This is a genomic window from Couchioplanes azureus (assembly GCF_014648355.1).
Lineage (GTDB): Bacteria > Actinomycetota > Actinomycetes > Mycobacteriales > Micromonosporaceae > Actinoplanes > Actinoplanes azureus.
The window spans coordinates 118,706-141,874 of record NZ_BMQY01000011.1; the positions used below are offsets into that span (position 1 = coordinate 118,706).

Below are 23,169 nucleotides of genomic sequence, written 5' to 3' on the forward strand. Positions count from 1 at the left end.
CGGATAGGTCGGCGTGATAAGGGTAGCCTTACCTCGATCTCGTCGAGCCTGGAAGAAGTCTGCCCATGTCGAACATTGCCTCTCCGGTGGGCCGGACCGGTGTCGTGACCCGCGTCGAATGGCTCAGCCCGCACATGGTGCGCCTCGTGCTCGGCGGGCCCGGGCTGCGCGGGCTCGCGGCGGGCGCGTGCAGCGACCACTACGTCAAGCTGCAGTTCCCGCGCCCGGGGGTGGCCTATCCCGAGCCGTTCGACCTCGGGCTGATCCGCGCCACCATGCCCCGGGAGAGCTGGCCGGTCGTGCGGACGTACACGGTCCGGCGCTGGCTTCCGGAGGTTCCCGAGCTGTGGCTCGACTTCGTGGTGCACGGCGACGAGGGCGTCGCGGGGCCGTGGGCGGCCGCCGCCCGGGTGGGCGACCCGGTGCGGTTCCTGGGGCCGGGCGGCGGGTACGCCCCCGATCCGGCCGCAGGCTGGCATCTGCTCGCCGGCGACGAGAGCGCGCTGCCCGCGATCGCCGCCGCGCTGGAGGCCATGCCCGCGGGGGCGCGCGTGCACGCCTTCGTCGAGGTCGCCGGCCCGGCCGACGAGCAGGCCCTGGAGACGGCCGCCAAGGCGGAGGTCACCTGGCTGCACCGCGGCGCCCGCCCGGTCGGCGAGGCGCTGGTGGCGGCGGTGCGCGGCCTCGCCTGGCCGGACGGGGACGTGCAGGCCTTCGTGCACGGCGAGGCGACCTTCGTCAAGGAGCTGCGGCGGCTGCTGCGCGTCGAGAAGCAGGTGCCGATGGACCGCTTGTCGATCTCCGGCTACTGGCGGCGGGGCCTGAACGAGGACGGCTGGCAGTCGGCCAAGCGCGAGTGGAACCGGCAGGTCGAGGCGGAACAGGCCGCATAGGACCGTGCGTGCCTTCCCGCACGATGCGATGAAACGACAAGTCAGGCCTTGCAAATCCTTGCATGGGGGTCCGGCGGGAGTTAGCGTGCGTCGTCCCGCTGGATAGGAAGGCCTCGATGTGAAGACCTCGCGGGCGAGCGCGTTGCTGCTCGCCGTGCTTCTCGTGCTCGGCGTGCAGGTTCCGGTTTCCGCTCCGGCGGCGGCCCAGGTCCAGCCCGCACCGGCGGCCCGCGGCACCGCCGCCAACGAGCAGTTCTACTTCGTCCTGCCGGACCGTTTCGCCAACGGCGACACCGGCAACGACCGCGGCGGCCTCCCCGGCGACCGGCTCGCCACCGGGTACGACCCGGCGGACAAGGGCTTCTACCACGGCGGAGACCTGCAGGGCGTGATCGACCGCCTCGACTACATCCAGGGGCTCGGCACGACCGCGATCTGGCTGGCGCCGGTCTTCAAGAACCGACCCGTGCAGGTGAACGGCGCCGACGTCTCGGCCGGGTACCACGGCTACTGGATCACCGACTTCACCCAGGTCGATCCGCACTTCGGCAGCAACGCCGACCTCACGCGCCTGGTCGAGCTCGCGCACCGGCGTGGCATGAAGATCTACCTGGACATCATCGTCAACCACACCGCCGACGTCATCAAGTACGCCGAGAACAAGTACGGCTACGTCGACAAGGCGACCAAGCCGTACCGCGACGCGCAGGGGCGCACCTTCGAGGACCGCAACTACGCCGACGGCACCCGCGCTTTCCCGCCCGTGAACGCGGGGTCGTTCCCGTACACGCCGGTGATCGCCGCCGAGGACCGGAACGTGAAGGTCCCCGGGTGGCTCAACGACCCGCGGATGTACCACAACCGCGGCGACACCACCTTCGTCGGCGAGGACAGCGAGTACGGCGACTTCTTCGGCCTCGACGACCTCTTCACCGAGCGTCCCGAGGTGGTCCGCGGCATGACGAAGATCTACGCCGACTGGATCAGGAACACCGGCATCGACGGCTACCGGCTGGACACCGTCAAGCACTCCAACCTGGACTTCTGGCCGCAGTTCTCGGCGGGCATCGAGGCCGCCGCGAGGCAGGCGGGCAAGCCCGGCTTCTTCATGTTCGGCGAGGTCTACAGCGCCGACCAGGAGATCGAGTCCACGTACGTGCGCCGCGGCGGCCTGCCCGCCACCCTCGACTTCTCCTTCCAGGCCGCGGCGCGGACCTACACCGCCGACGGCGGCTCCGCCGAGGCCCTGGCCGCGCTGTACGCCAAGGACGACCTCTACACCACCGACGACACCACGGCGGACCGGCTGCCCACCTTCCTCGGCAACCACGACATGGGCCGGATCGGCTCCTTCGTCGCGGCGGGCGGCACCGACCCGGCCACCCACCTGCGCCGCGACCAGCTCGCGCACGAGCTGATGTTCCTCACCCGCGGCCAGCCGGTGATCTACTCCGGCGACGAGCAGGGCTTCACCGGGCCGGGCGGGGACAAGGACGCCCGGCAGGACATGTTCGCCAGCCGGACGCCCGACTACCTCGACGACGACCTGCTCGGCACGGACCGCACCCATGCCCAGGCCAACTACGAGACCTCGCACCCCGTCTACCGGACCATCGCGGCGCTCGGCGCGCTGCGCAAGGCCCACCCCGCCCTGCGCGACGGCCTGCAGGTGACCCGGCACGCCGCCACCGGTCCCGGCGTCTTCGCGGCCTCCCGCCTGGACCGGGCCCAGCGGCGCGAGTACGTGATCGCCGTCAACAACGCCACCACCGCGCAGACGGTCACCATCGACACGTGGACCCGCGGCACGTCGTTCCAGGGTGTCTACGGCGGCGCGGGCGCCGCGGCCACCGGTGCCGACGGCAAGCTCACCTTCACCGTCCCGGCCCTGTCGGCCGTCGCCTACCGGGCCGGCAGGACGGTCGCCGCACCCACCGCCGCTCCCACCGTGCGGATCACCGCGCCGGAGCCCGGGGCGTACGTGCCCGCGCGCACGGAGCTGACGGCCGCGGTCACCGGCGACCCGCTCGCCACCGTCCGCTTCGAGGCGAAGACCGGCGACGGCCGCTGGCGGACCCTCGGCACCGCGGACACCGCGCCCTACCGCGTCTTCCACGACCTGACCGGGCTCGCCGGCGCCACCCCGGTCGCCTACCGGGCCACGGTCCGCGACAGCAGGGGGCGTACGGCCGTGACGACCAGCGCGATCAAGGTAGGCACCCCCGTCGTCCAGTCCGGCCCCGACTACGCGGTCGTGCACTACCAGCGGCCGGACGGCGACTACGACGACTGGAGCCTGTACGCCTTCGGCGACGTCGACCAGTCCGCGCAGACCCCGTGGCCGCAGGGGCAGCCGTTCGCCGGCGTCGACGCGTACGGCCGCTTCGCCTGGGTCAAGCTCAAGCCCGGCGCGCGCAACGTGGGCTTCGTCGTGGTCGACAAGAACGGCACCAAGGACGTCGCCGCGGATCGCTTCCTCGACCCGGCGGTCCATCCCGAGATCTGGCTGAAGCAGGGCGATCCGGCGATCGGCACCGAGCCGCCGCCGGTGGTGCAGGACGAGAACACGGCGATCATCCACTACCGCCGCGCCGACGGCGACTACACCGGCTGGGGCCTGCACGTGTGGGACGGCGCCGCGGACCCGACGGACTGGTCGGCGCCGCTGCCGCCCGCCGGTTCCGACTCCTTCGGGGTGACCTTCCGGGTGCCGCTCGCCGCCGGGGCCACCGGGCTGAACTACATCATCCACAAGGGAGATCTCAAGGACCTGCCCGGGGATCAGCGGCTGGACCTCGCCTCCGCCGGGCGGGAGGTGTGGCTGCTCTCCGGCGTCCCCGACCGGCTGGTGCCCCCGGTCCGCAAGGCCGGCGGCGGGGGAGAGGTGGACCTCGCCAAGTCCGCCGCCGTCTGGCTGGACCGCGCGACCATCGCGTGGAAGACCGGCACCGGCGGCAGCCTGGAACCGGTCGGCGCGGGCACGGACGGCCGCGTCTACGACCTGATCTGGGCCCCGGGAGGCGGCCTCGACCCGGCGAAACCCGAGCACAGCCTGCGGCTGAAGGCCCAGCGCAACGGCCTCACCGAGGCGCAGCGGCGTAAGTTCCCGCACCTGTGGCAGTACGGCGCCTTCACGCTCCCGCGCCGCACCGACGTCCGCGAGATCGTCAAGGGGCAGGTCGCGGTCACCGAGCGCGACGCGCAGGGCAAGCTGCTCGCCGCGACCGGCGTGCAGATCGCCGGTGTGCTCGACGACGTCTACTCCGCCGCCACGGGCGCGCGGCTCGGCCCGGTGTTCGACGGCGGCCGTCCCCGGCTCGCCGTGTGGGCGCCGACCGCGACGTCGGTGCAGCTGGAGCTCTCCGACACCCCGGGCTCGGCGGTCCGGGTCGTGCCGATGACCCGCGACGCCCGGACCGGCGTCTGGTCGGTCACCGGCGCCCGGGACTGGAAGGGCAGGTACTACCGGTACCGGGTGACCGCCTGGCAGCCCGCCGCCCGCACGGTCGTCACGGCGAGCGTCACCGACCCGTACTCGCTGGCGCTGTCGGCGAACTCGACCCACAGCCAGATCGCCGACCTGACCGATCCGGCCCTGGCCCCGGCGGGCTGGCACCGGCTCCGCAAGCCCGCGCCGCCCGGCCGGGCCCAGATCACCGAGCTGTCCGTGCGCGACTTCTCCGAGCAGGGCACCTACGCGGCGTTCACCGACCCGGGCTCCGCCGGCATGCAGCACCTCCGGCGGCTCGCGCAGGCCGGCACCACCCACGTGCACCTGCTGCCCGTGTTCGACTTCGCCACCATCCCGGAGCGGGGTGCCGACCAGAAGCAGCCCGCCTGCGACCTCGCGGCGCTGCCACCGGACTCCGCCGAGCAGCAGAAGTGCGTCGCGGCGGTGGCGGACACCGACGGCTACAACTGGGGATACGACCCGCTGCACTACACGACGCCGGAGGGCGGCTACGCCCCGGATCCCGAGGGTGCGGCGCGGACCAAGGAGTTCCGGCGGATGGTGGCCGCGCTCAACGGCACCGGCCTGCGCGTGGTCATGGACGTGGTGTACAACCACACCTCGGCGGCCGGCACCGATCCCCATTCGGTGCTGGACCAGATCGTCCCCGGCTACTACCAGCGGCTGCTCGCCGACGGCTCCGTCGCGAACTCCACGTGTTGCGCCAACACCGCTCCCGAGCACGCCATGATGGGCAAGCTCGTGGTCGACTCCGTGGTCACCTGGGCGCGGGCGTACAAGGTGGACGGCTTCCGGTTCGACCTGATGGGCCACCACCCCAAGGCGAACATCCTGGCCGTGCGGGCCGCCCTCGACCGGCTGACCCTCGCCCGCGACGGTGTGGACGGCAAGAACATCCTGCTGTACGGCGAAGGCTGGGACTTCGGCGAGGTGGCCGGCGACGCGCGCTTCGAGCAGGCGACCCAGGCGAACCTGGCCGGTACGGGCATCGGCACCTTCAACGACCGGCTGCGCGACGCCGTCCGCGGCGGTGGCCCGTTCGACGAGAACCCGAGGGTGCAGGGCTTCGGCACCGGCCTGTTCACCGACCCCAACGGCGACCCGGTCAACGGGACGGCCGAGGAGCAGCGGGCCCGGCTGCGGCACTACCAGGACCTCGTCAAGGTCGGTTTGAGCGGCAACCTCGCGGCGTACTCGTTCACCGCCTCCGACGGCACGGTGAAGACCGGCGCGCAGATCGACTACAACGGCTCGCCGGCCGGGTACGCCGCCGCGCCGGCCGAGGCGGTCACCTATGTGGACGCCCACGACAACGAGATCCTGTACGACGCGCTCGCCTTCAAGCTGCCGCAGCGCACGTCGGCGACCGACCGGGCCCGCATGCAGTCGCTGGCGCTGGCCACCACCGTGCTGGGACAGGGGACGGGCTTCGCCGCCACCGGCAGCGAGCGGCTGCGGTCGAAGTCGCTGGACCGCAACTCGTACAACTCCGGGGACTGGTTCAACCGCATCGAGTGGGACTGCGCCCGGGGCAACGGCTTCGGCCGCGGCCTGCCCCCGGCCGCGGACAACGAGGCGAAGTGGCCGTACGCGAAGCCGCTGCTGGCCGACCCGGCGCTGACGCCGGACTGCGCGGCGATCGGCCTGGCCGACGCCACCTACCGTGAGCTGCTGAGCATCCGCCGCTCGTCGCCGGTGTTCGCCCTGCCGGACGCCGCCGAGGTGCAGAAGCGGCTGTCGTTCCCGCTGTCCGGCACCGCCGAGACACCGGGCGTCATCACCATGACCCTCGACGCGCGCGGCCTCGACCCGCACTGGACGTCGCTCACGGTGGTCTTCAACGCGACCCCGGCGACCGCCACCCAGGCCGTCCCCGCGCTGCGCGGCGCGCACGTCGAGCTGCACCCGGTCCAGCGGGCCGCGGCGGATCCCGCCGTGCGCACCGCGTCCTTCGCCGCCGCGACCGGCACCTTCACCGTCCCGGCGAGATCCGTGGCGGTGTTCGTGCGCAGCTGAGGCTCAGGCGGTGGTCTTCGCCACCAGCTCGAGCGAGCGCCGGCGGGCCGCCGCGTCGTAGACCGTGGTCGACAGCATGATCTCGTCGGCCCCGGTCGCGGCGGCCAGCGCCGCCAGCCGCGCGGCCACGGTCGCGGGTGAGCCGTGTGCCTGCTGCGCACGGTAGTCGCGCAGCCGCTCCTGCACCTCCGCGGGCAGGGTGACCTCGGCCGCCTCGGCGGGCGGCAGCAGGGGCCGGTCGGCCCGCCCGGCGAACAGGTCGGCCTTGACGAGGTCCAGCGGGCGGCCGAGCGCGTCCGCCTCCGCGTCGGTGTCGGCGCAGACCGTCTCCACGGCGATCATCACGTACGGCCGGTCGAGCCAGCGCGACGGCCGGAAGGCCTCGCGGTAGCGGTCCAGCGCCTCCGCGGTGTTCTGCGGGCGGATGTGGTGCGCGAACGCGACCGGCAGACCCAGCTCGCCGGCGAGCGACGCCCCCGCCGTGCTGGAGGACAGCAACCACGGCTGCACGGCGGCCCGATAGCCGGGCAGCAGCGCTGGCCCGCCGTCGCCGGACAGGTAGCCGAGCAGCTCGACGATCCCCGCGCGGTAGTCGTCGGCGGTGGCCGGCGGCGCACCGCGGCGCAGCGCGGCGACGACCGAGGCGTCGAAGGTGCCGGGGCCGCGGCCGATCCCCAGGTCGATCCGGCCGGGATGCAGCGCGTCCAGCGTGGCGAACTGCTCGGCGACCGCCCGCGGCGCGTGGTTCGGCAGCAGCACCCCGCCCGAGCCGACCCGGAGCCGGGACGTGGTCGCCGCCGCGTGCGCGATCAGCACGGGCGGGGCCACGCTGCCGATGAGCGGGGCGCCGTGGTGCTCGGCGAACCAGGCGCGGCGCAGGCCGAGCTCGTCGGCCGCCCGGACGGCCGTGGCCGTGGCGGCCAGGGCCTCCGACGCGGTGCGGCCCCGCTCCGCCGGCGCGACCTCCAGGATGGACAGTGGCGGCAGGCTCATGCCCGGAACTCTAACCGAGCGTGCCCGCCCGGACCCCGGCCGCACTGCGGCCCGGCGGGGAGTGTGATCGAATCCTCGCCGGACCCGAAGACGGCTCGTGTGAGGAGAACCAGATGCGGCGATCGATCCCGGCCCTCGGTGCGGCGGCTCTCGCCCTGGCAGGACTGCTGACCGCGCCCGCCTCCCCGGCGCCCGCGGCCGAGCCCGCCCGGCGCGAGTGCGGCCGGCTGCGGATCGACGACTCCCTTCCCCTGCCCGCGGAGGGCCGGCGGGTGCGGCGCACCGCCGTCGTGGACGGCAACTGCCAGGTCGCGTACGGGCGCGTGGAGGTTGCCGCGGTGGCCGGGACCAAGGCCGGGCCGCGGGCCTACCGCACCTCCTCCGACATGTACGACTGTTGCAACATTCTGATGACCTCGCTGACCACCCGGACCGATGCGACGTCGTCCACCTACGACACGCACGTCAACCGGGAGCCCTGGAACGCCGGGTGGACGGTGCAGGACGTCGCCCGGACCACCGGCTCCACGGTCACCACCCGCGCCGAGTTCGGCTATCGCGGCATCTTCGACCCGACCGGCCGCTGGTACCACAACACCCACGAGACCTCCGTCACGGTCGCGGCGGACGGCACGGCCACGTGCCGCCAGAGCGTGCAGCTGCGCCACGCCTTCATCGGCTGGCACTGGGAGCACAGCTGCTCCTGACGGCGAACCGGGTGACTGTCCTCACGAAGATGTGCCCATGCCGCGACCTCGGGTACAGGGTGGGCGCGACCAGCCGATCGCCCGTCCCCGCGTTGGTACCGTACGCGGGGGAGAACCACGAACACCGGAGGCCCAGATGGCGCAAGGAACTGCTCGACGGCATCGTGTGGTGATCGTCGGAGCCGGGTTCGGGGGCCTCTTCGCCGCCAAGGCGCTGCGCCGGGCCGACGTCGACATCACGCTGATCAACGGCACCGCGTACCACCTCTTCCAGCCGTTGCTCTACCAGGTCGCGACCGGGATCCTCTCCGAGGGTGAGATCGCACCGCCGATCCGCGAGATCCTCAAGCGCCAGCGGAACGTGGACGTCAAGCTGGGCTGGGTCACCGACGTCGACGTCGCGGCGAAGAAGGTGCTCGTCTCGGCGCCCGGCATCGACTACACGGTCGAGTACGACACGCTCGTCGTCGGCGCGGGCGCCAGCCAGTCCTACTTCGGCAACGACGGCTTCGCCGACCATGCGCCCGGCATGAAGAGCATCGACGACGCGCTCGAGCTGCGCGCCCGGATCTTCGGCGCCTTCGAGCTCGCCGACCTGCACGAGGACCCGGCCGAGCGGGAACGGTGGATGACCTTCGTCGTGGTCGGCGCGGGCCCGACCGGCGTCGAGATGGCCGGGCAGATCGCCGAGCTGGCCCACCGCAACCTGCCCGGGCAGTACAAGCACATCGACCCGCGGCGGGCCCGGGTGATCCTCATCGACGCCGTGGACGCGGTGCTGAAGACCTTCGGCGACCGCCTGTCCACGCGGGCGCTGCGCCAGCTGCACCTGCTCGGCGTCGAGGTGGAGCTGGAGACCAAGGTCGTGGGCGTGGACGCCACCGGCATCGACGTCGACACCCCGCGCGGGCGCGAGCGCATCTCGTCGATGACGAAGATGTGGGCCGCCGGCGTCGCCGCACCGCCGCTGGCCGGCAAGCTCGCCGCGGCCGCCGGGGTGAAGACCGACCGGGCCGGCCGGATCCTGGTCGAGCCGGACTGCACCCTGCCCGGGCACCCGGAGATCTTCGCGGTCGGCGACATGATGGCCCTCGACAACCTGCCCGGCGTCGCCCAGGTGGCCATCCAGAGCGGACGGCACGCCGCCGACCAGATCAAGCGCCGCCTCGCCGGCCGGGAGACCGGCCAGAAGTTCACCTACTTCGACAAGGGCAGCATGGCGACCATCTCGCGCTTCCACGCGGTGGCCAGCATCGGCAAGGTGCACGTCTCCGGCTTCGTGGGCTGGCTGATGTGGCTCGCCGTCCACCTGCTCTACCTGGTCGGCTTCAAGAACCGGGTGACGGCCGTGCTGCACTGGTTCGTCAGCTTCCTCGGCCGGGGCCGCGCCGAGCGGGTGGCGACCTTCCAGCAGGCGTACGCCCGGGCCGCGGTCCGCGAGTACGGCGACCCGTTCGCGCGCGGCAGGGTGTCCACCGGGCCGGACGCGCCGAAGTAGCCGCCTGCCGGCACCCGGCCGAAAGGAGGAGGTGAGCTAGATCCCATTCAGCCGGGCGCCAGATTCCGTCCAGACTGTCGTTACGCCACGCTTCCCTCGATCGATCGACGGGGGAGGTACGGGATGTCACGACGAGGATGGCGGGAGATCGTCCTGTTGCTGGGGGCGTTCGCGGCGTACAGCGGGGCGCGGATGCTGGCGGATCCCGATCTCGCCGGGGCGCGTGCCACCGCCGCCGGCGTGCTCGATGTGGAGCGGCTGCTGCGCCTGGACGTCGAGGCCTGGCTCAACCGGGCCGTGACCGGCACGCCGTGGGCGGCCGCCGCGATGTCGTTCTGGTACGCCGCACTGCACTACCTCGTGACCCCGCTGGTGCTGGTGTGGCTCTACCGGCGGCGCCCGGAGCGCTATCCGGTGGCCCGCAACGGCCTGATCATCGGTTCCGCGCTCGGCCTGGTCTGCTACGTACTGCTGCCCACCGCGCCGCCCCGGCTCATGCCCACGGGGTACGCCGACACCCTCGCGAGCACGGCCGACCTGGGCTGGTGGTCGAGCCACGCGTCGGCGCCCGCCGGGCTGGGCCACCTCACCAACGAGCTCGCCGCGATGCCGTCGCTCCACGTGGGCTGGGCGTTCTGGGTCGCGTGGGCGGTGCCCGGCCTGCTGCCCCGGGTGCTCGGCGGGCTCTACGCCGCGATCACCGCGGTGGTCGTGGTCGGCACCGCCAACCACTGGGTACTCGACGCGATCGCCGGCGTGGCGGTCATCGCCGCTGGCATGCTGACAGCAGCGGGCCTGCGGCGCCGCACGGCCCCCGCCGGCACCCCGGGCGACGTCGCGGGGCGCGTGCCGAAACAGGCCGTGACCGGCCCGGACGACTCCGGCGACGGGGTGCGTCCCGCGGAGCCGGTGGGCGCCGCCGTGTAACCTGCCCCACTTTCCTGACCGATCGGCCAGTCTCTGACCGATCGGTCAGGCATGCTGGGATCATGGTTCGCGTCAGCACCCGGGAGGAGATCCTCCGCGTCGCCGCCGAGCGGTTCGCCCACTTCGGGTACAAGGGCACCTCCCTGCAGGACATCGCCGCCGGGGTCGGGTGCTCGAAGGCGACGTTGCTCTACCACTTCGCCAGCAAGGACGCGATCCTCGCCGAGCTCGTCGAGGCCGCCGCGCGCGAGCTGGGCGAGCTGGTCGCGAGCCTGGAGCCGCTCGGCGACACCGCCGCCCAGGCGGCCGCCATCGACGGCTTCGTCGACCTGGTCCTGCGCCACCGCCGGGAGGCCACGCTCATCTACGGCGGCATCCCGCAGTTCCTCCAGGAACCGGCGTTCGCCGGCCTGCTTCCGCTCACCGACGCGCTCTGCGCCGCGTTCGCCGCCCGGTCCACCGACCCGGGTGCCTGCGTCGCCGCGGAGGTGGTCCTCTCCGGCATCGTCACCGTGGTCGTCGACGAGGAGCGGGACCCCACCGAGCTGCGGGCCGCCCTGGTGGGCGTGGCCCGGCGTGCCCTGATCCACCCTCACGACAAGGACTGACATGGCAACCCTGCTGTACCGGCTCGGCCGGTTCTCGTTCCGCCGCCGCGGGCTGGTGGTCATCGTCTGGCTGGTGCTGCTGGCCGCCCTCGGCGGAGCGGCGCTGGCCTTCAAGGGACCGACCGCGAGCGACTTCACCATGCCGGGCACCGAGTCGCAGCGCGCGATCGACGCCCTGCGGCACGAGTTCCCCGAGGCCAGCGGCGCCACCGGCACCATCGTGGTGGCCGCTCCGCAGGGCCGCACGCTGATGGAGCCGGAGCTCCAACAGGCGGTGCAGGGCCTGGTCAAGGAGGCGTCCGCGCTGCCGGGCGTGGTCGGGGCCGTGGACCCCTACCAGGTGAAGGCGCTGTCGCAGGACGCCCGCCACGCCCTGGTCCAGGTCCAGTTCGCCGAGCGCGCCGACGGGGTCACGCACGAGCAGCGCGAGGCGTACGAGCGCAGCGGCGCCGCCGCCGAGGGCAAGGGCCTGCGGGTCGAGCACGGCGGCGAGGTGATGAACGCCGAGCCGGAGGTCGGCGGCACCGAGGCCATCGGCGTGGTCATCGCGCTGGTCGTGCTGGTGCTCACGTTCGGCTCGCTGGTCGCGGCGGGAATGACCATGCTCAACGCGCTCATCGGCGTCGGCGCCGGCATGGCCGGGCTGTACGCGCTGAGCAGCGTCGTCTCGCTGACCAGCACCGCGCCGGTCCTCGCGCTCATGCTGGGGCTGGCCGTCGGCATCGACTACTCGCTGTTCATCACCTCCCGGCACCGCCAGCACCTGACCGAGGGCATGGCCCCGGAGGAGGCCGCGGGCCGGGCGGTGGGCACCGCGGGCTCCGCGGTGGTCTTCGCCGGCATCACCGTGATCATCGCGCTGGCCGGCCTCGCGGTGGTCGACATCCCGTTCCTCACCGTCATGGGCCTGGCCGCCGCCGGCACGGTCGCGGTGGCGGTCCTGGTGGCGGTCACCCTGCTGCCCGCGCTGCTCGGTTTCGCCGGTGCCCGGGTGCTGCCCCGCCGGCTGCGCGGGACGCCCACCGCGGGTGCCGCCGGGGAGGGCTTCGGCTTCCGCTGGGCGCGCCTGGTGACCAAGCTGCGCGTACCCGTGATCCTGGTCGGCATCCTCGGCCTCGGCGCGCTGGCGCTGCCGGCCGCCGACATGCGGGTCGCGCTGCCGGACGCGAGCGCGAGCCCCGAGGGCACCGCCGCCCGCAAGGCCGCCGACCTGATCACCGAGGGCTTCGGCAAGGGCTTCAACGGCCGCCTCGCGCTGGTGGTCTCCACCGACTCGCCGGAGCGGACCAGGGCCGCCGTCGGCGAGGTGACCAAGGCCCTGCAGGGCACGCCGGACCTGCTGGCCGTCACCCCGCCCAACCTGAGCCGGGACCAGCGCACCGCGCTGCTGGCGGTCATCCCGACGACCGGGCCGACCGAGGAGGCCACCGAGACGCTGGTGCACGAGGTGCGCGAGCGCACCCGCGGGCTCGGCGGCGCGGACGTCTCGCTCACCGGGCAGACCGCGATCGGCATCGACGTGTCCGAGAAGCTCTCCGACGCCCTGCCGGTCTACCTCCTGCTCGTCGTCGGCCTGTCGGTGCTCCTGCTCATGCTGGTGTTCCGGTCGATCCTGGTGCCGCTCAAGGCCGCGCTCGGCTTCCTGCTCACCGTGGGGGCGACCTTCGGCGTCACCGTGCTGGTGTTCCAGGAGGGACATCTGGCCGACCTGGTGGGCCTGTCGGTGCCCGGCCCGCTGATCAGCTTCCTGCCGATCCTGCTCATCGGCATCCTCTTCGGCCTGGCGATGGACTACGAGGTCTTCCTGGTCTCGCGGATGCGCGAGGACTTCGTGCACGGGGAGACGCCACAGGAGGCGACGATCAGCGGCATGGGCCACGGCGCCCGGGTGGTCACCGCCGCCGCGCTCATCATGATCTCGGTCTTCGCCGGCTTCGTGCTGCTGGAGGACCCGGTCATCAAGTCCATGGGCTTCGCGCTGGCGGTCGGCGTGGCGATCGACGCGTTCCTCGTGCGGATGACGATCGTGCCCGCCGTGATCTCCCTGCTCGGTCGCTCCGCGTGGTGGTTGCCGGGCTGGCTGAACCGCCTGCTGCCGAACGTCGACATCGAGGGAGAAAAGCTCCGAAAGGAGCTTGACCAGGCATCCGACCGGGTGCCGGTCGCCGTTGGATGACGGTTTGTACCGAACGAGAGCGGGTTGCCGTTACGGCAGCCCGCTCTTTTCATTGCCGGATCGTTACCTGAGCGTGGATCTCGCCGCTTGCGGAGCCGTCACACTGCGGAATAGGTTGCCGTCGGCAACAAAACATCGGAACGACCCCGACTCCCCCTCCGGAGGCATCATGACGATCGCGAGGTGGTGCGTGCGATGACTACCGCCCCCATCCTCCTGGAGATGCGTTCCATCACCAAGGAGTTCCCCGGCGTCAAGGCGCTCTCCGACGTGAACCTGGTGGTCCGGGCCGGCGAGATCCACGCCATCTGCGGGGAGAACGGCGCCGGCAAGTCGACGCTCATGAAGGTGCTCAGCGGCGTCTACCCGTACGGCACCTACGCGGGTGACATCGTTTACCAGGGTGCCGAGGCGCGGTTCTCGGACATCCGGGCGAGCGAGCGCGCCGGCATCGTGATCATCCACCAGGAGCTCGCGCTCATCCCCGACATGTCGATCACCGAGAACATCTTCCTCGGCAACGAGCCGCGCAAGCGCGGCGCGATCGACTGGAAGGCCGCCCAGCGGCGGGCGCTCGAGCTGATGGCCCGGGTCGGTCTCGACGAGGACCCGGACACCCTGATCAAGGACATCGGCGTCGGCAAGCAGCAGCTCGTGGAGATCGCCAAGGCGTTCGCCAAGGACGTCAAGCTGCTCATCCTCGACGAGCCCACCGCGGCGCTCAACGAGCACGACTCGCAGCACCTGCTGGACCTGCTGCGCGGGTTCCGCGAGCGCGGCATCACCTCGATCATGATCTCGCACAAGCTCAACGAGATCGAGGCGATCGCCGACGAGATCACCATCCTGCGCGACGGCAGGACGGTCGAGACGCTCAACATCAAGCGGGACGGCGTCGACGAGGACCGGATCGTGCGGGGCATGGTCGGCCGCGAGCTCGGCAGCCGGTTCCCGGACCACACGCCGTCGATCGGTGAGGTCTTCTTCGAGGTCAGCGACTGGACCGTCCGGCACCCGATCTCCGCCGAGCGGCTCGTCTGCAAGGGTTCGAGCTTCCACGTGCGCCGCGGCGAGATCGTCGGCTTCGCCGGCCTCATGGGCGCCGGGCGCACCGAGCTGGCGATGAGCATCTTCGGCCGCTCGTACGGCGTCTACCTCGGCGGGCGGATCGTCAAGGACGGCAAGGAGATCCAGCTCAAGTCGGTGGCCGACGCGATCCACCACGGCCTGGCGTACGTCAGCGAGGACCGCAAGGCGATCGGCCTGAACCTGCTCGACGACATCAAGACGTCGACGGTGGCCGCCAAGCTCTCCAAGATCACCAAGCGCGGCGTGCTCGACCAGGTGGCCGAGTACCGGGCCGCGGAGGCCTACCGCAAGGACCTGCGCACCAAGGCGCCCACGGTGGACGAGGGCGTGGCGAAGCTGTCCGGCGGCAACCAGCAGAAGGTCGTCCTGGCGAAGTGGATGTTCACGGACCCCGACCTGCTGATCCTCGACGAGCCCACCCGCGGCATCGACGTGGGTGCGAAGTACGAGATCTACGGCATCATCCAGCGGCTCGCCGACCAGGGTAAGGGCGTCATCGTCATCTCCTCGGAGCTGCCCGAGCTGATCGGGCTCTGCGACCGCATCTACACCGTGTTCGAAGGCCAGATCACGGGCGACATCGCCCGCGAGGACGCGGACCCGGAGACCCTCATGAAGCAGATGACCTCGACGAAGAAGATGCAGAGCCGATGAGCCGATTCAAGGACCTTCAGAAGAACCTGTTCGGAGGCACGACCTCCAACGCCCGCCAGTTCGGGATGATCTTCACGCTGGTGGCGATCGTCCTGCTGTTCCAGCTCCTCACCGCCAACAACCTCGGTGTGGGCTTCGGCGACGGCCTGACCCTGCGGTCGGACAACCTGATCGCGCTCTTCCAGCAGAACTCCTACATCCTCATCCTGGCCGTCGGCATGCTGATGGTGATCGTGGCCGGCCACATCGACCTGTCGGTCGGCTCGGTCGCCGCCTTCGTCGGCATCATGGTCGCCAAGTCCATGGCGGAGTGGTCGCTGCCCTGGCCGGTGGCGATCCTGTTCGGCCTCGGCCTCGGCGCCGTCATCGGTGCCTGGCACGGCTTCTGGGTCGCGTACTGGGGCGTCCCCGCGTTCATCGTCACGCTGGCCGGCATGCTGCTGTTCCGCGGCGCCAACCAGTACGTCGGCAACGCGAACACGATCCCGGTGCCCGAGGGCTTCCAGGACATCGGCGGCGGCTTTCTGCCCGAGATCGGCCCGAACACCGGCTACAACAACCTGACGCTGCTGCTGGGCCTCGCCGCCTGCGTCGCCGTGGTCTGGCGGGAGCTGCAGGGCCGGCGTACCCGTAAGGAGATGAACGCGGAGCCCACCCCGCTGTGGGTCTCGGGCATCCGGATGGCGATCATGGTCGGCGTCCTGATCTTCGTGACGCTGCGCTTCGCGGGCGGCCGGGTCGGCACCAGCTTCCCGGTCTCCGGACTCATCCTGGTGGTGCTGGTGATCGCGTACAGCTTCTACACCCGCAACACCGCGGGCGGCCGGCACATCTACGCGGTCGGCGGCAACTCGCGCGCCGCGGAGCTCTCCGGCGTCAAGCTCAAGCGCGTCAACTTCTTCGTCATGATGAACATGTCCATCCTGGCCGCGCTGGCCGGCATGATCTTCGTGGCCCGCTCCGCCGCCTCGGGCCCGCAGGACGGCCTGAACTGGGAGCTCGACGCGATCGCGGCCGTCTTCATCGGCGGCGCGGCGGTCTCCGGCGGCATCGGAACGATCTCCGGCTCCATCGTCGGAGGTCTGGTCATGGCCGTGCTCAACAACGGCCTGCAACTGCTCGGCGTCGGCACCGACCGGGTCCAGATCATCAAGGGTCTCGTCCTGCTGCTCGCCGTAGCCCTGGACGTCTACAACAAGAGCCAGGGCCGCTTCTCGATCATCGGCAGCATCACCCGCCCGTTCCGCCGGGAGGCAATCGCCGTACCGGCTTCATCGTCGGAAGCGGGCAGCCAGCCCGCCGAGACGACGGTGGCCGGCTGACGGCCCACCGACCCCCTCTCACCCCGCACCACCCCACGAGAAGAAGGGCAACACCTCCCATGCGCAATTTCCTCGGCAAGACGGTGGCCGTCGGCGCCGTCGCGATGCTGGCCCTCACGGCCTGCGGCTCCGGCCGCGAAGGTGACACCGGAAGCGGCAGCGGCGGCGACGCCAAGGGCTTCGCGGCGAACTCCCTGATCGGTGTCGCGCTGCCCGCGAAGACCTCGGAGAACTGGGTCCTCGCCGGTGACCTGTTCACCAACGGCCTGAAGGAGGCCGGCTTCCAGGCGGACGTGCAGTACGCCGGCGCGTCCACCACGGTCGCCGACCAGCAGGCCCAGATCACCGCCATGACCACCAAGGGCGCCAAGGTCATCGTCATCGGCGCGACCGACGCCGCGCAGCTGTCGACCCAGGTCGCGGCCGCCAAGAAGGCCGGCGTGAAGGTCATCGCGTACGACCGCCTGATCCTGAACACCCCGGACCTGGACTACTACGTCGCGTTCGACAACTTCAAGGTCGGCCAGCTCCAGGGCCAGGCCCTGCTGGACGGCATGAAGAAGAAGAAGCCGAAGGGCCCGTACACCATCGAGCTGTTCTCGGGCTCGCCGGACGACAACAACGCCGGCGTGTTCTTCAACGGCGCGATGGACGTGCTCAAGCCGGAGATCGACAAGGGCAACGTCGTGGTCGGCTCCAAGCAGACCGACGTCAAGCAGACCGCCATCCAAGGCTGGAAGGCCGAGGGTGCGCAGGCCCGCATGGACCAGCTGCTGACCTCGACGTACGGCAGCAAGGAGCTCGACGGCGTCCTGTCGCCGAACGACACCCTGGCCCGCGCGATCATCCAGTCGATCAAGAGCGCCGGCAAGAAGGTCCCGGTCGTCACCGGTCAGGACTCCGAGGTCGAGTCGATCAAGTCGATCATGAACGACGAGCAGTACATGACGATCAACAAGGACACCCGGAACCTGGTGAAGGAGACCATCAACATGGTCAAGGCCCTCCAGGCCGGCACCGAGCCGCAGATCAACGACACCAAGTCGTACAACAACGGCACCAAGATCGTCCCGACGTACCTGCTCCCGCCGGTCGCCGTGACGAAGGACAACGCGGCCGAGGCGTACGCGAACGACCCGAAGCTCGCGCCGCTCACCAAGCAGTAGAGTCCGCCAGGCACCAGCTGACGGCCCTTGGGGTCCCCGGAGTCCGTCTCCGGGGACCCTTTGCCGTGCCCCACCCGCGTCCGTGTCCTTCCAGGGAGCTCCTCGTGGCCATACCGCTGCGGCGTGGGCTGCGCCGAGCCGGCCCCGACGCGCCCGCTCCCGAGCAGCAGCCCTCGCCGCCCGCGCCCGCCGCCGGGCAGGAGGAGATCCGCCGCCAGAACCTCGGCGCCGTCCTGCGCTACGTCCACCTGCACGGGCCCACCTCCCGCGCCGAGCTGACCGGCCGGCTCGGGCTCAACCGCAGCACGATCGGGGCCCTGGCCGGGGACCTCGCCGCGGCCGGGCTGGTCACCGAGGAGGTGCCGACCACCGCGCGGCGCGCGGGCCGGCCCTCGCTGGTGGTGAGCCCCTGCGCCACCCGGGTCTGCGCCACCGCGCTGAGCATCGAGCCGAGGCGCCTGCGCGCGGCCCGCATCGGCCTCGGCGGCCGCATCCTCGACCAGCGGGAGACGCCCCGCCCGTACGGCTCCTCCCCGCTCGACGCCGTCGCCCCGCTCGCCGATCTGGTCCGCGGGATGGCGGGGGAGGACGGCATCCGCTACGCCGGCGGCGCCGTCGCGGTCGCCGACACCATCCGCGACCCGGACGGGACGGTCCGGGTGGCCGGCGCGGACGACGCCCTCGTGGCGGCGCTCGACGCCGAGCTGGGCGACGCCCGGCCGGGCCGGCCCGGCTTCGTGGCGGGCGACCTCGCCGACATCGCCGCGCTGGCCGAGCACACCCGCGGCGTCGCGGCCGGCGTCGACGACCTGCTCTACCTGCACGGCGACCGCGGCCTGAGCGCCGGCATCGTCACCGGCGGCCGGCTGGTCGTCGGGCACGGCGGGCGCAGCGGCAAGGTCGGGCACATGGTGGTCGACCCGGGCGGCCGGCGCTGCGGCTGCGGGTCCCGCGGCTGCTGGGAGACCGAGGCCGGCACGGACGCCCTCCTGCGGCGTGCCGGGGCGGCGCCGGGCACCAGCCCGCTCGCCGTGCTGCGCGCGGCCGCGCTCGGCGACGCCGTCGCCCGCGACGCCCTGCACGGGGTCGCGGAGTGGCTGGGCTTCGGCGTCGCCAACCTGGTCAACGTCTTCAACCCCGACCTCGTGGTCTTCGGCGGGACGCTGCGCGAGGTCTACGCCGCGGGCGCGGGCACCGTACGCCGCCGCCTCGACTCGATGGCGCTGCCGGCCTCCCGCGAGCACCTCCAGCTGCGCGCCGGCTCCCTGGGGGCGGACGCCCCGCTGATCGGCGCGGCGGAACTCGCCTTCGGCAGCCTGCTGAACGACCCCCTCCACGCCCTGACGGCGCAGTGACCTCGCCGGTCACCGCCTCACTGGCCGCGGGGGTAGCTGCGGCGGGCGGTGATGCCGGGCAGCAGGGACAGGGCGGCCACGAACGCCCCGCCGATCGTCATCAGGTAGGCGACGACCAGTGCCTCCGGTCCGCCGCCGAACATCGCGGCCAGTACGACCAGCGCGAACCCCAGCAGCGCCGGCCCGGTGGCCAGCACCCACGCCGCCGTCTTCTGTGCGGCGCTCCACCGCGGCGAGCCGGAGATCAGCAGCAGCCCGGCCAGCGGCGCGACCACCGGCATCAGCACGCTGCCGCCCGCGAGCAGGGCCAGGCCCGCGTACTCCCCGCCCGCCGAGGTCGGCGGCGCCGGCGCGGGCCCGGCCGGAGCGGCGACCGGCCGCCTCAGGTGGGCCGGCATCCGCCCGCGCCGGGCCGCGGCGACCAGCGACTCCGGCGACCCGAGCCGCCGCAGGATCCAGGAGGGGTCGTCGGCCGGTTCGCCCCCGGCCGAGCGGCGCATCGCGATGTAGTCGGCGACGGTCGTCATCAGCTCGTCGCGCAGGTCCGGATCGAGATCCTCCCCGGCGGCCCAGAGCGCCGCAAGGTAGTCGAGGACCAGTACGTCGGTGTGCGCCAGCGGCGCGGTGTCGGAAGAGTACGGCCCGGACGTCATGTTTCCCCCTGGTTTGCTCGGCCGGCACGGCCCGGTCAGCATCGCCAAGGCCGTACCCGCGGCACATCTGGCCCGGGACCGGCCTTGCGCCACCACCCTCTGCCTTTCGGCCGACCCGCCGGCGGGTCGCCGGCGGGCGTTTTCCTAACGCGTCCGGCCGGGTGGCCGATCGAGGGCGGCATGGCCGAGGACGAGCGCGCACCGCTGCGCTATGTGTGGATCGTCGCCGGCCTCGTGCTCGCCAGCTGGGTGTGGTTCGCTGTCTGGCGGACCTCCGGCGCGGGGCCGGTCGCCATCGGCTATCTCGGCGTGCCGCTCGGCGGGATGGTCGCGCTCGTCGCGCTGTGCCGGCTGTGGCGGGTGGTGCGCGACGACCCGCACGCCCGCCGGTTCTGCCGGATGCTGCTGATCGGCGCCGTGTTCATGACCGTGGGCTACCTGCTCATGGCCGTCAACGCGTTCCTGTACTCGGAGGGTGACGATCCGCCGGACATGACGCTGCTCTCCGCGGCGTGCGTGGCGCTCGGCTTCACCTCGGCCATGTGGGCCGTCGGCCGGGTGCCGGTGGACACCGCGGGCGGCGCCGAGCGGCGGCGGATGAACCTCGACCGGACGATCGCCTTCCTCGGCTGCGCGACGCCGCTCTGGCACTTCGGCCTGGCGCCGATGATCACCGCGGAGGAGCGGTGGAGCAACCACACCCTTGGCCTCATCGGCCTCGCCTTCCTGCTGTCGGTCGCCGGCATGACGAAGGTGGCGTACCTCAGCGACGGGTCGGTCGACCGTACGGCCCTGCGCCTGGTCGCGGCCATCGGTCTCACCGCGGCCGGGGTGGCGGTGCTGGCCACCACGTACGGCGACGCCGGCGGCCCGCCCTCGCAGGCCGTCGTGCTGCCGCTGGGGCCGATGCTGCTGGTGCTGGCGGTGCGGGCGCAGTGGAACGCGGCGGTCGGCCGCCGCCGCACGTCGCGGCGCTCCTCGCAGCTGCTGCCGTACCTGGCGGTCGCCGCGGTGGACCTGCCGGTGGTGGCGGTCGCGGTGGGGGAGCTGCGGTGGCCCGGGCGGCTCGCCCTGGCCGCGGCGGTCGCGGTCAGCGTGCTCGTGATCGTCCGCCAGTTCCTGGCCTTCCGCGACAACGCCGTGCTGCTGCGCAACATCCGCGCCCACGAGGAGCGGCTGCAGCACGAGGTCAGCCACGACGGGCTGACCGGCCTGGCCAACCGCGCCATGTTCCGCGCCCGGATGCAGGAGGCGCTCGAGCGCGGGGACAGCGTCACCGTGCTCCTGGTCGACCTCGACGACTTCAAGACCGTCAACGACTCGCTCGGCCACGACGTCGGCGACCACCTGCTGGTGTCGCTGGCCGCGATGCTGCGCGACCGGGCCGCCGCGGACGGCCTGCCGGTGCGCATCGGCGGCGACGAGTTCGCCGTGCTGCTCGTCGGCGGCACGACCCTGGGCGAGACGGTCGCGCAGCGGATCCTGGACGCCCTGACCGAGCCGATCAGCGAGCACCGGCTGCTCGTGCAGGCCAGCATCGGCATCGCGACGGCCGAGCCCGGCGCCTCGGTCGACAGCCTGCTGCGCGAGGCGGACGTCGCCATGTACGCCGCCAAGCAGCGCGGCAAGGCGGCGTACGTGCGCTACGTGCCCGGCATGGCCCAGCCCGTCACGGCGCACATGCGCCTCGGCGGGGAGCTGCGCCGGGCGCTGGAGCGCGGCGAGTTCGAGGTGTTCTACCAGCCGATCATGGATCTGGGCACGAACAAGCTCGTCGGCACCGAGGCGCTGGTCCGCTGGAACCATCCGGAGCGCGGCCTCGTGTCGCCCGCCGAGTTCATCCCGGCCGCCGAGCGCACCGGGCTGATCATGGAGCTGGGCCGCTACGTGCTGCGCGAGGCGTGCCGGCAGACGGCGCAGTGGCTGGCCGCCTTCGGCCCGGACGCGCCGCGGCACGTGGCCGTCAACGTCTCGGCCCGGCAGCTGCACGACCCGGACTTCGTCACGGACGTCCGCGACGCGCTCCGCGACACCGGGCTGACCTCGGACCACCTGGTGCTGGAGCTGACCGAGTCGGCTGTGCTGCGCGGCAACCAGGTCTCCCGGGCGCTGCACGAGCTGGACCGGGCCGGCGTCCGGCTGGCGCTCGACGACTTCGGCACGGGCGAGTCGTCGCTCAGCCTGCTGCGGGCGTTCCCGGCGGCGATCGTGAAGCTCGACAAGTCGTTCGTGGACGGCCTCGAGTTCGACGAGGTGGACGCCGCCTGCCGGGACGCGCGCCAGGCGGTCGCCCGTGCGGTGATCCAGCTCGCCGGGGCGCTGAGCCTGGAGGCGGTCGCCGAGGGCATCGAGAACGAGGCGCAGGCGGAGCAGCTGCGCGCCCTCGGGTACGTCTACGGCCAGGGCTACCACCTGGCGAGGCCGATGTCGGCCGGCGCGATGAGCGAGCTGCTGACGGCGCAGCGCCGGGCGGTCGCCGCGGGCTGACCCGCCCAATTGCCCCGTTTGACGGGGACTTAGGTATCCCGCCGGCAAAACTTTTGCATATTCCGAAGATTCTTTCCGTCGCGGTGCGGAAACGTGTGATTACATCAGTCTTCGAAGAATCTCGATGCACCATCCGTCCCGTCGTGGCACCCGGCCCCCGGCCGTGGCCAGATCGGCCGTTTCCGCGTGCCCACGTCCATCCCGCCCCACCGACCGGGAGGCAGTGCAAGCGATGCAGAACGAGTCCACCGTCAGTCGCCGCCGGATCCTGTGCGCCGCCGCGGCCGGCGCGGCCGCCCTCGGCACCACCGCGCCCGGCGCCGCGCCCGCCGGGGCCGCCACCGGCTCGCGCCCGTCGCGCGTCCCGCTCGACCGGATCAGCGTCCAGCTCTACACGCTGCGCCAGCTGCTCGTCCTCGACCTGGACGGCACCCTCGCCGCCCTCGCCGAGATCGGCTACACCCGGGTCGAGCACGCCGGCTTCGCCGGGCGGACGGCGGCCGAGTTCCGGGCCGCCCTCGACCGCGCCGGCCTGCGGGCCACGTCCGGGCACGCCGGCATACCTCAGCCGTTCGACGCCGCCGCCTGGGAGAAGACGCTGAGGGACGCGCTCGTGGTCGGCACCAAGTACATCGTCCATCCGTACTTCGGCGCGCGCCCCGACGGCTCGCCGATCCGCGAGGGCGCCGTCTACCGGGCCTTCGCCCGCGACCTCGACAAGGCCGGCGCGCTCGCCCGCGAGTACGGCCTCAGCTTCGGATACCACAACCACCAGAACGAGTTCGCCCGCCAGGACGGCGGCACCACCACCGGCTACGACATCCTGACCCGCGAGACGGACCCGGAGCTGGTCCACCTCGAGGTCGACCTCTTCTGGGCCTTCCGGGGCGCCCGCGACCCGGTCGACCTGATCGCCGAGAACCGGGGGCGGATCCGCCAGGTGCACGTCAAGGACCTCGCGCACACCGGCGGCTTCGCCGATCCCGGCGCCGGGCTCATCGACTTCGCGCGCATCTTCGAGCACTCCCGGGAGGCCGGCCTGGCGGAGTACATCGTGGAGCGCGACGACGCCGGCAGCCCGCCGCGGACGCCCGCGGACGCTCTGGTCACCGCTGAGGTCGGCTACGACTACCTCGCCACCCTGCGGTTCTAG

General features: G+C 72.4%; 15 protein-coding genes. 13 read left to right on the top strand and 2 right to left on the bottom strand.

Going from position 1 to position 23,169, the window contains the following annotated elements:
* Nucleotides 1-65 precede the first annotated feature (65 nt).
* Together IEY99_RS29600 and pulA are read left to right on the top strand one after the other, a co-directional pair.
* Nucleotides 66-893: a siderophore-interacting protein gene (locus tag IEY99_RS29600; RefSeq protein WP_189207382.1), complete on the top strand. Its 828-nt coding sequence runs from the start codon at nucleotides 66-68 to the stop codon at nucleotides 891-893.
* A gap of 154 nt (nucleotides 894-1,047) precedes the next feature.
* Nucleotides 1,048-6,381 carry a pullulanase-type alpha-1,6-glucosidase gene (gene pulA / locus IEY99_RS29605; RefSeq protein ID WP_373293465.1) on the top strand — a complete coding sequence of 1,778 codons (5,334 nt, stop codon included), beginning with the start codon at nucleotides 1,048-1,050 and terminating at the stop codon, nucleotides 6,379-6,381.
* Nucleotides 6,382-6,384: 3 nt separating this feature from the next.
* Here the strand turns inward: pulA and IEY99_RS29610 are convergent, their stop codons facing one another.
* Nucleotides 6,385-7,374, bottom strand: coding sequence for an MsnO8 family LLM class oxidoreductase (locus IEY99_RS29610; protein ID WP_189207384.1), 990 nt, complete (start codon nucleotides 7,372-7,374; stop codon nucleotides 6,385-6,387).
* A 113-nt stretch (nucleotides 7,375-7,487) separates the two neighbouring features.
* On the opposite strand from IEY99_RS29610, the gene IEY99_RS29615 reads away from it, so the two are divergent.
* The 9 genes from IEY99_RS29615 to IEY99_RS29655 all read left to right on the top strand — a co-directional run bounded on the left by IEY99_RS29615 (nucleotide 7,488) and on the right by IEY99_RS29655 (nucleotide 18,876).
* Nucleotides 7,488-8,081 (top strand): hypothetical protein, encoded by a 594-nt coding sequence (locus IEY99_RS29615; RefSeq protein ID WP_189207385.1) that lies wholly within the window; start codon nucleotides 7,488-7,490, stop codon nucleotides 8,079-8,081.
* Between the two features lie 136 nt (nucleotides 8,082-8,217).
* Nucleotides 8,218-9,579, top strand: coding sequence for an NAD(P)/FAD-dependent oxidoreductase (locus IEY99_RS29620; protein WP_189207386.1), 1,362 nt, complete (start codon nucleotides 8,218-8,220; stop codon nucleotides 9,577-9,579).
* Between the two features lie 123 nt (nucleotides 9,580-9,702).
* Nucleotides 9,703-10,506, top strand: coding sequence for a phosphatase PAP2 family protein (locus IEY99_RS29625; protein WP_189207387.1), 804 nt, complete (start codon nucleotides 9,703-9,705; stop codon nucleotides 10,504-10,506).
* Nucleotides 10,507-10,568: 62 nt separating this feature from the next.
* Entirely contained in the window at nucleotides 10,569-11,114 is a 546-nt protein-coding gene (locus tag IEY99_RS29630; protein WP_189207388.1) for a TetR/AcrR family transcriptional regulator, read from the top strand.
* A 1-nt stretch (nucleotide 11,115) separates the two neighbouring features.
* The gene (locus IEY99_RS29635) at nucleotides 11,116-13,290 is read left to right on the top strand and encodes an MMPL family transporter (RefSeq protein WP_189207389.1); all 2,175 of its coding nucleotides are present in this window, start codon (nucleotides 11,116-11,118) and stop codon (nucleotides 13,288-13,290) included.
* A gap of 195 nt (nucleotides 13,291-13,485) precedes the next feature.
* A complete protein-coding gene (mmsA, locus tag IEY99_RS29640; protein WP_189207390.1) occupies nucleotides 13,486-15,033 on the top strand; it encodes a multiple monosaccharide ABC transporter ATP-binding protein in 1,548 nt (515 codons plus the stop codon).
* On the top strand, nucleotides 15,030-16,355 hold the full coding sequence (gene mmsB / locus IEY99_RS29645) for a multiple monosaccharide ABC transporter permease (protein WP_189207391.1): 1,326 nt from the start codon (nucleotides 15,030-15,032) through the stop codon (nucleotides 16,353-16,355). Before mmsA ends, mmsB begins: the two co-directional genes overlap by 4 nt.
* A gap of 59 nt (nucleotides 16,356-16,414) precedes the next feature.
* Nucleotides 16,415-17,521, top strand: coding sequence for a substrate-binding domain-containing protein (locus IEY99_RS29650; protein WP_189207392.1), 1,107 nt, complete (start codon nucleotides 16,415-16,417; stop codon nucleotides 17,519-17,521).
* 104 nt (nucleotides 17,522-17,625) lie between these two features.
* Nucleotides 17,626-18,876, top strand: coding sequence for an ROK family protein (locus IEY99_RS29655; protein ID WP_189207393.1), 1,251 nt, complete (start codon nucleotides 17,626-17,628; stop codon nucleotides 18,874-18,876).
* 17 nt (nucleotides 18,877-18,893) lie between these two features.
* Here IEY99_RS29655 and IEY99_RS29660 read toward each other — a convergent pair whose 3' ends face one another.
* Nucleotides 18,894-19,529, bottom strand: coding sequence for a hypothetical protein (locus IEY99_RS29660; protein ID WP_189207394.1), 636 nt, complete (start codon nucleotides 19,527-19,529; stop codon nucleotides 18,894-18,896).
* Between the two features lie 180 nt (nucleotides 19,530-19,709).
* Between IEY99_RS29660 and IEY99_RS29665 the strand changes: the two genes are divergently transcribed.
* Nucleotides 19,710-22,016 (top strand): putative bifunctional diguanylate cyclase/phosphodiesterase, encoded by a 2,307-nt coding sequence (locus IEY99_RS29665; RefSeq protein ID WP_189207395.1) that lies wholly within the window; start codon nucleotides 19,710-19,712, stop codon nucleotides 22,014-22,016.
* 232 nt (nucleotides 22,017-22,248) lie between these two features.
* Nucleotides 22,249-23,169: a sugar phosphate isomerase/epimerase family protein gene (locus IEY99_RS29670; protein WP_189207396.1), complete on the top strand. Its 921-nt coding sequence runs from the start codon at nucleotides 22,249-22,251 to the stop codon at nucleotides 23,167-23,169.

Coding starts and splice junctions, on each gene's coding strand:
- mmsA (WP_189207390.1), top strand. CDS start 13,486: ATGACTACCGCCCCCATCCTCCTGGAGATGCGTTCCATCACCAAGGAG.
- IEY99_RS29620 (WP_189207386.1), top strand. CDS start 8,218: ATGGCGCAAGGAACTGCTCGACGGCATCGTGTGGTGATCGTCGGAGCC.
- IEY99_RS29625 (WP_189207387.1), top strand. CDS start 9,703: ATGTCACGACGAGGATGGCGGGAGATCGTCCTGTTGCTGGGGGCGTTC.
- IEY99_RS29665 (WP_189207395.1), top strand. CDS start 19,710: ATGGCCGAGGACGAGCGCGCACCGCTGCGCTATGTGTGGATCGTCGCC.
- IEY99_RS29630 (WP_189207388.1), top strand. CDS start 10,569: ATGGTTCGCGTCAGCACCCGGGAGGAGATCCTCCGCGTCGCCGCCGAG.
- IEY99_RS29615 (WP_189207385.1), top strand. CDS start 7,488: ATGCGGCGATCGATCCCGGCCCTCGGTGCGGCGGCTCTCGCCCTGGCA.
- IEY99_RS29670 (WP_189207396.1), top strand. CDS start 22,249: ATGCAGAACGAGTCCACCGTCAGTCGCCGCCGGATCCTGTGCGCCGCC.
- IEY99_RS29600 (WP_189207382.1), top strand. CDS start 66: ATGTCGAACATTGCCTCTCCGGTGGGCCGGACCGGTGTCGTGACCCGC.
- IEY99_RS29650 (WP_189207392.1), top strand. CDS start 16,415: ATGCGCAATTTCCTCGGCAAGACGGTGGCCGTCGGCGCCGTCGCGATG.
- mmsB (WP_189207391.1), top strand. CDS start 15,030: ATGAGCCGATTCAAGGACCTTCAGAAGAACCTGTTCGGAGGCACGACC.
- IEY99_RS29610 (WP_189207384.1), bottom strand. CDS start 7,374: ATGAGCCTGCCGCCACTGTCCATCCTGGAGGTCGCGCCGGCGGAGCGG.
- IEY99_RS29635 (WP_189207389.1), top strand. CDS start 11,116: ATGGCAACCCTGCTGTACCGGCTCGGCCGGTTCTCGTTCCGCCGCCGC.
- IEY99_RS29660 (WP_189207394.1), bottom strand. CDS start 19,529: ATGACGTCCGGGCCGTACTCTTCCGACACCGCGCCGCTGGCGCACACC.